This is a genomic window from Rhodococcus sp. EPR-157 (assembly GCF_001647195.1).
Classification (GTDB): domain Bacteria; phylum Actinomycetota; class Actinomycetes; order Mycobacteriales; family Mycobacteriaceae; genus Rhodococcoides.
Genome location: NZ_LVCV01000043.1, coordinates 1 through 5,537 on the forward strand (window position 1 = coordinate 1; position 5,537 = coordinate 5,537).

At 65.4% G+C, this 5,537-nt stretch carries 8 protein-coding genes; 5 read left to right on the top strand and 3 right to left on the bottom strand.

Annotated elements, in window-relative coordinates:
- A partial coding sequence (locus A2J03_RS01850) for a winged helix-turn-helix domain-containing protein (RefSeq protein ID WP_197480568.1) occupies positions 1 to 166 on the top strand: 166 nt, incomplete at its 5' end.
- Between the two features lie 8 nt (positions 167 to 174).
- Complete coding sequence (locus tag A2J03_RS01855; protein ID WP_068368959.1) at positions 175 to 1,497, top strand: sensor histidine kinase; 1,323 nt, start codon at positions 175 to 177, stop codon at positions 1,495 to 1,497.
- Here the strand turns inward: A2J03_RS01855 and A2J03_RS01860 are convergent.
- The gene (locus A2J03_RS01860; protein ID WP_068368962.1) at positions 1,494 to 2,057 is read right to left on the bottom strand and encodes a GtrA family protein; all 564 of its coding nucleotides are present in this window, start codon (positions 2,055 to 2,057) and stop codon (positions 1,494 to 1,496) included. The two genes, A2J03_RS01855 and A2J03_RS01860, sit on opposite strands and share 4 nt — an antisense overlap.
- A 115-nt stretch (positions 2,058 to 2,172) precedes the next feature.
- Here A2J03_RS01860 and A2J03_RS01865 point away from each other — a divergent pair, with 115 nt between their 5' ends.
- The 3 genes from A2J03_RS01865 to A2J03_RS01875 are packed head-to-tail and all read left to right on the top strand — an operon-like array spanning position 2,173 to position 4,386.
- The gene (locus A2J03_RS01865) at positions 2,173 to 3,462 is read left to right on the top strand and encodes a 5-(carboxyamino)imidazole ribonucleotide synthase (RefSeq protein WP_156520141.1); all 1,290 of its coding nucleotides are present in this window, start codon (positions 2,173 to 2,175) and stop codon (positions 3,460 to 3,462) included.
- On the top strand, positions 3,459 to 3,980 hold the full coding sequence (gene purE / locus A2J03_RS01870) for a 5-(carboxyamino)imidazole ribonucleotide mutase (protein ID WP_156520142.1): 522 nt from the start codon (positions 3,459 to 3,461) through the stop codon (positions 3,978 to 3,980). Before A2J03_RS01865 ends, purE begins: the two co-directional genes overlap by 4 nt.
- Positions 3,981 to 4,020: 40 nt before the next feature.
- Entirely contained in the window at positions 4,021 to 4,386 is a 366-nt protein-coding gene (locus A2J03_RS01875) for a hypothetical protein (RefSeq protein ID WP_197480569.1), read from the top strand.
- On the opposite strand, the gene A2J03_RS01880 is transcribed toward A2J03_RS01875, so the two are convergent.
- Both A2J03_RS01880 and A2J03_RS01885 read right to left on the bottom strand, forming a co-directional pair.
- Positions 4,383 to 5,090, bottom strand: coding sequence for a TIGR03089 family protein (locus A2J03_RS01880; protein WP_068368967.1), 708 nt, complete (start codon positions 5,088 to 5,090; stop codon positions 4,383 to 4,385). The two genes, A2J03_RS01875 and A2J03_RS01880, sit on opposite strands and share 4 nt — an antisense overlap.
- A 33-nt stretch (positions 5,091 to 5,123) precedes the next feature.
- Positions 5,124 to 5,537: LytR C-terminal domain-containing protein (locus tag A2J03_RS01885; RefSeq protein WP_197480570.1), on the bottom strand; the 414-nt coding region annotated here is incomplete at its 5' end.

Here is a 5,537-nt window from a genome sequence, read left to right on the forward strand (position 1 = left end):
CGACACCATCCTCCGCGAGGTGTGGGGTGACGCAGAACTGCGAGGATCCAAGACACTCGACATGCACATGTCGTGGCTTCGCCGAAAGATCGGCGACGAAGGGTCGGTCGCCGAGCGTCGGATCGCCACGGTCCGGGGAGTCGGGTTCCGGATCAACAGCGACTGAGGGCGACGATGCGCCGCCGCATTCTCCAGTCGATTCTTGCCGTGGTGATCCTCACCGCGCTCCTTCTCGGCCTTCCGCTGATGTACACCGCGTGGTTGTGGGTCGAAGACTTCACGAGGGACGATCTGCAGCGTCGACTCGATCGCATGGCGTCGGAAATCCTCTCGCAGGAGGGCGAGATGGGGATGGTCATCGGCGATCTCGACATAGGTTCGCTGAGGCTGGCCATCCCGCAGTCGGGTCGGCTCGTCGTCGTCTTTCCGACGCCGCAGGACGCGGCGTCTCGCGTCGATATCGGCGAACCCTTCGTTCCGCAACCGCTGGTGGAGTCGTTGTCCATGGGGACGTCGGGCTCGCTGCGTCTCGAAGTGCCGTCCGACGACATGCGCTCGCTGCAGCGTCAGGCCGTGGGTGCTGTGGGCCTCGTCGTGCTCGCTGCCATTCTTGCGGGAACCGCGGTGGCAGTTCTGACTGCCAAACGGTTGGCCGATCCACTCCAGGATGTCGCCCGACGAGCGGCTCGGCTTGCCGAAGGCGACTTCCGACCCGATCCGACACGGCACGGAATTGCCGAACTGGACCGGGTGTCCGAGGTCCTGGACTCGGCGACGGTCGAGATCGCCGGCCGGCTGCAACGTGAGCACACTCTCGTCGCGGACGTATCGCATCAGCTTCGCAGTCGTCTCACAGCTGTTCGGCTCCGCTTGGACGAGCTGTCCACGCATCCGGACCCCGACGTCGTCGGAGAGGCAGACGAGGCGATGGCGCAGGTCGACCGGCTGACGCTGGCCATCGACGAATTGGTCAGGTCGTCCCGAAGCGACGGATCCGCCGGTGCCGAGGAGGTGCCCGTGGTGGCCGAGCTGGCGGGATTGATCTCCGAGTGGCAGCGCAACTTCGAGGACGTCGACCGCCAACTCGTACTCAAGGGGGACAGTGCAGTCACTGCCTCGGTCACGGGTTCACGGCTGCGTGAGGCGGTATCGGTACTCGTCGACAACGCGCTGATGCACGGAGGTGGCACCTGCACGGTCTCGGTGCGTCTGGTGCCTGCCCTCGACACTGCGGAGCGCCGGCGCGAGCCACTGGCCTGCGTCGAGGTATCGGACGAGGGCGCGGGAGTGAGCAACGAGTTGGCGCCCCATATTTTCGATCGCGGATTTTCCGGCGCCGGATCCACCGGCGTCGGCCTGGCTCTGGCCCGCGCTCTCGTCGAAGCGGACGGTGGCCGCCTGGAGTTGCAGCGGCGTCGCCCAGCCATGTTCTCGGTGTTTCTACCCGCAGTTCGTCACACGGGCACTTTTTCACCTCGGACGAGGGAACCGCGCTAGCTGTGTCCCAGCTGCTCTTCGGCCACTTCGGACTCGGTCGGGTCGAAGTCGGTCGAACCTGCTGCGGCGCCGCGTGCGTTTTCGTCGGGAAAAGCGAACTTGCGCAGGGCCCAGAATCGAAACGCCATCTGCATCAGGTTGCCGATGATGTAGTTCAGGACGAAGTCCACGATCACCAGCATCGTCAGACTGGTGTGGCCCTCACGAATATCGAAAATGTTGTTCGCGATGAACAGCGGAGCTGCGGCGAGGATCACACCGATGCCGCTGATCGTGAAGAACAACAGCGCCTCGTGGTGCCGTTCACGCCCGCCACGGTTCTTGAACGCCCACTCACGGTTGAGGATGTAGCTCAAGATCGTGGCCATCACGCCGGAGATGATCTTCGCGACGACGGGCTTGGGCTCGAGGATGGTGAGGCTGAGCGAATAGAAGATCGCGAGGTCGAAGATCATCGTCGTGCCACCTACGATGGCAAACTTGATCAGTTCGCTATGACGAATCGCCAGCTCCCGAATCGGGCCGGGGAGGCGATGGATCACGCTGTCGATCGAGGGCACAACGGAGAAGTCTACGAAACGTTGGTGCAATTGACGAACCGCCACGCAGATCATCAGCTTTCTCTCAGTCCGGGACGGGCGGCACGGGTACTGGCGGCTGCCGAAGCGGCCACGCATGACACGATATGAAGCCGTGACTGGTCCACAATCCTCTTCCGGTGCAGACAACCCGCCGCGGCCGAGTACGCCACGTACCGCGACGAGCGGGACGCCCGTCGTTGCGATGATCGGGGGCGGTCAGCTCGCCCGTATGACGCATCAGGCCGCGATCGCTCTCGGCCAGACGCTGCGTGTGCTGTCGGCGGGCGCCGACGAGCCTGCAGCGCAGGTCAGTGCCGACGTCGTGCTCGGGCATCATGACGATCTGAACGCGTTGCGCACGGTGGCAACCGGGTCCAATGCCGTCACGTTCGACCACGAACACGTGCCGACCGAGCACCTGGAGGCCCTTGTCGCCGAGGGCGTCAACGTGCAGCCACCGCCGAGCGCGTTGATTTTCGCGCAGGACAAGCTGCGTATGCGCCGCAAGCTCGCCGAGCTCGAGATTCCGATACCCGATTTCGCAGAGGTCACCTGGGTGGGCGACGTCACCAAGTTCGGCGACGACCATGGCTGGCCCGTCGTCGTGAAGTCGATCCGTGGCGGCTACGACGGTCGAGGCGTGTGGATGCCGAACGACGCCGACGAGGCGGAGGACATCGTCCGCCGTGAACTCGATCGCGGAGTTCCGCTGATGGTCGAGGAGAAGATCGACCTGCGGCGAGAGCTGTCGGCCATGGTCGGGCGCTCACCGTTCGGTCAGGGCGCGGCGTGGCCCGTCGTCGAAACCGTGCAGCGTGACGGCCAGTGTGCTGTCGTGATCGCGCCGGCACCGTCGCTGGACGAGGACACGGCAATCGACGCCGAGCGGATGGCGCTCTCACTCGCTGCGGAGCTCGGCGTAGTCGGCTCCATGGCGGTCGAACTGTTCGAGACGAACGACGGCAGGATTCTCGTCAACGAACTAGCCATGCGCCCACACAACTCCGGTCACTGGACGATGGACGGGTGCCGGACGTCACAGTTCGAGCAGCATCTGCGCGCGGTGCTGGACTATCCGCTCGGCGACACGACTCCATTGGCGCCGGTGACCGTGATGGCGAACATTCTCGGTGCGGCCGAGGCGCCGACCATGAGCATGGACGAGCGTCTGCACCACCTCTTCGCACGAATGCCCGATGCCAAGGTGCACCTCTACGGCAAGGGGGAGCGCAAGGACCGCAAGATCGGTCACGTCAACGTGCTCGGTGGGGCCGGCAGCTCTGCCGACGGCGCTTATGTCGCCGCAGTCAGAGAGAAGGCAGAGCGCGCGGCGCATTGGATGTCGCACGCAGAATGGACCGACGGATGGGATCCACACGCATGAGAGAAGCGCGGGCAGGGAAGCAAGGACCCCAGGTCGGCCTGATCATGGGAAGTGATTCCGATTGGCCGACCATGGAAGCAGCGGCCGAGGCGCTCGCCGAGTTCGGTGTGCGTTTCGAGGTCGGGGTCGTCTCGGCGCACCGAACACCACAGCGAATGCTCGACTATGCGGCCGGAGCAGCCGAGCGCGGCCTGCAGGTGATCATCGCGGGGGCCGGGGGAGCAGCCCATCTGCCGGGCATGGTGGCGTCGGCGACGCCGTTGCCGGTCATCGGCGTACCGGTTCCGCTGAAGTACCTCGACGGGATGGACTCGCTGCTGTCGATCGTCCAGATGCCCGCGGGCGTACCGGTGGCAACTGTGTCGATCGGCGGCGCCCGCAATGCCGGACTGCTCGCCGTACGAATCCTCGGCGCATCCGACGCGGGCCTGCGAGAACAGATGACGAGTTTTCAGGCAAGCTTGGAGTCGATGGTGTTGGAAAAGGACGCAGCGCTTCGCGCGAAGCTGCTGGGCTAGTGCATCCACGCTGAGCGCGCGGTGACAACGGAGACCAACTATGCGCACACGGGTCCAGAGCGCCGCGCGAGGCAGATTCCAGGCGATTCTGGTGACGTACAGCGCGCTGCTCTACGCCCGGCTGTGGAGGGCCGACATCGCGTTCGATCCCGAGGTCCGGTTGTACGTCGCGTCCGGTATGCGCAGCGGATTCGGTCGCGGTGGGACGACGATCGGCGGCGTCTATCTCACCGGGAAGAACGTGTCCCGTGCCGTCCTCCGTCACGAAGCTGTTCATGCCGATCAGTGGGCGCGCTACGGACTCCTCTTCGCAGTGCGCTACCTAGTCGAGGAAAGCCGCCGACCCGGCGCACGGAATCGGTACGAGATCGAAGCCGGTCTCGACGACGGCGGATACACGAACTAGCCGAGGGTTTTCGTGACCTTCTCGGTGACGATTCGCCGTTCCATTCTGCTCGCGTCGGGATCCGCAACTTGAACGAGTGATCCACCGGCGACCAGCACGGACAACAATCCGTCTACGAGCTCCTCGGCGGTGGTCCACGGCAACGAGGACAGCACCCGATCGCCGACGACGAGCGAGTGAGCCTCGGCGCGCACACGTGCCGAAGCCAGGACCTCGTCGACGGATCGTCCTTCCAGCGCTGCCTGGTGTCCGGACGGCCTGAACTGGTCGGCGTGTACTCGGACGGAGGTCGCGTAGTCGGTGACGCCCACGGGCAGATCCGGTACCGGCTTTCCGAACGCATCGAGAGACAGCGCGAGAATCTCCGGAACGTCTCCTGCCTCGTCGATGCGGCTTCCGTGCACCAGCGCGAGATCGGCGGTTTCGTCGGCGCCGAGCACCACCTCCGCCCCGGCCCACCAAGCACCGAGCAGAACCGCGGCCGTCTGCCAATGCGCAGGCAGAAGCACGCTGACGCGAGCGCCAGGCTCGAGCCCGAGTTCGTCGCGCAGCAGGTTGGCGGTCTTGGCCGCCCAATTGGCAAGCGTCACGGTCGACACCTCGACCCGTTCACCGGTGTCGTCGTCGTAGTACGTCACTCGGGGACCGGCCGGATCGGTTGCCAGAATCGGATCGAGCAGTTCCTGCGTCAAAGTGGAAGCCACGACCCGAACCCTATCGAACGAGCACGGGGGCGATCAGTTGACGCAGGCGGGACCGGTCGAACCTGCGTCGATCGGAGGAGCCGGTGACTCGCCGCCGGACGCCACGAGTTCGGGTGTGGTGGTCGCGGCCGGCGCGCCGTCGACACCCGGGCCTGAATAGTCGGCGGCGAGTACGACTCGAACGGTATTGCCCGCCAGAGTCTCGTCGGCGCTCACTTCGACGCCGCCGAGCGCAGCAGCAACCGCCTTCGCCGCGTCGCTGTCCGGGTCGGCCGCCTGAATCGTCGTCGTGGACACCGACGTTCCCTCGTAGTTGCCGACGGTTCCGCCGGTGTACCCGAGTGCGCCGAGCGAATCGGCCACGCCGCTGGCCAAACCGTCGATCCCACTGTCGTTCGCGACGTCTACCGTCACCGAGGACGGGTCGACCCGAGGAGCGTCGGTGGT

Coding starts and splice junctions, on each gene's coding strand:
- A2J03_RS01855 (WP_068368959.1), top strand. CDS start 175: ATGCGCCGCCGCATTCTCCAGTCGATTCTTGCCGTGGTGATCCTCACC.
- A2J03_RS01865 (WP_156520141.1), top strand. CDS start 2,173: ATGACACGATATGAAGCCGTGACTGGTCCACAATCCTCTTCCGGTGCA.
- purE (WP_156520142.1), top strand. CDS start 3,459: ATGAGAGAAGCGCGGGCAGGGAAGCAAGGACCCCAGGTCGGCCTGATC.
- A2J03_RS01875 (WP_197480569.1), top strand. CDS start 4,021: ATGCGCACACGGGTCCAGAGCGCCGCGCGAGGCAGATTCCAGGCGATT.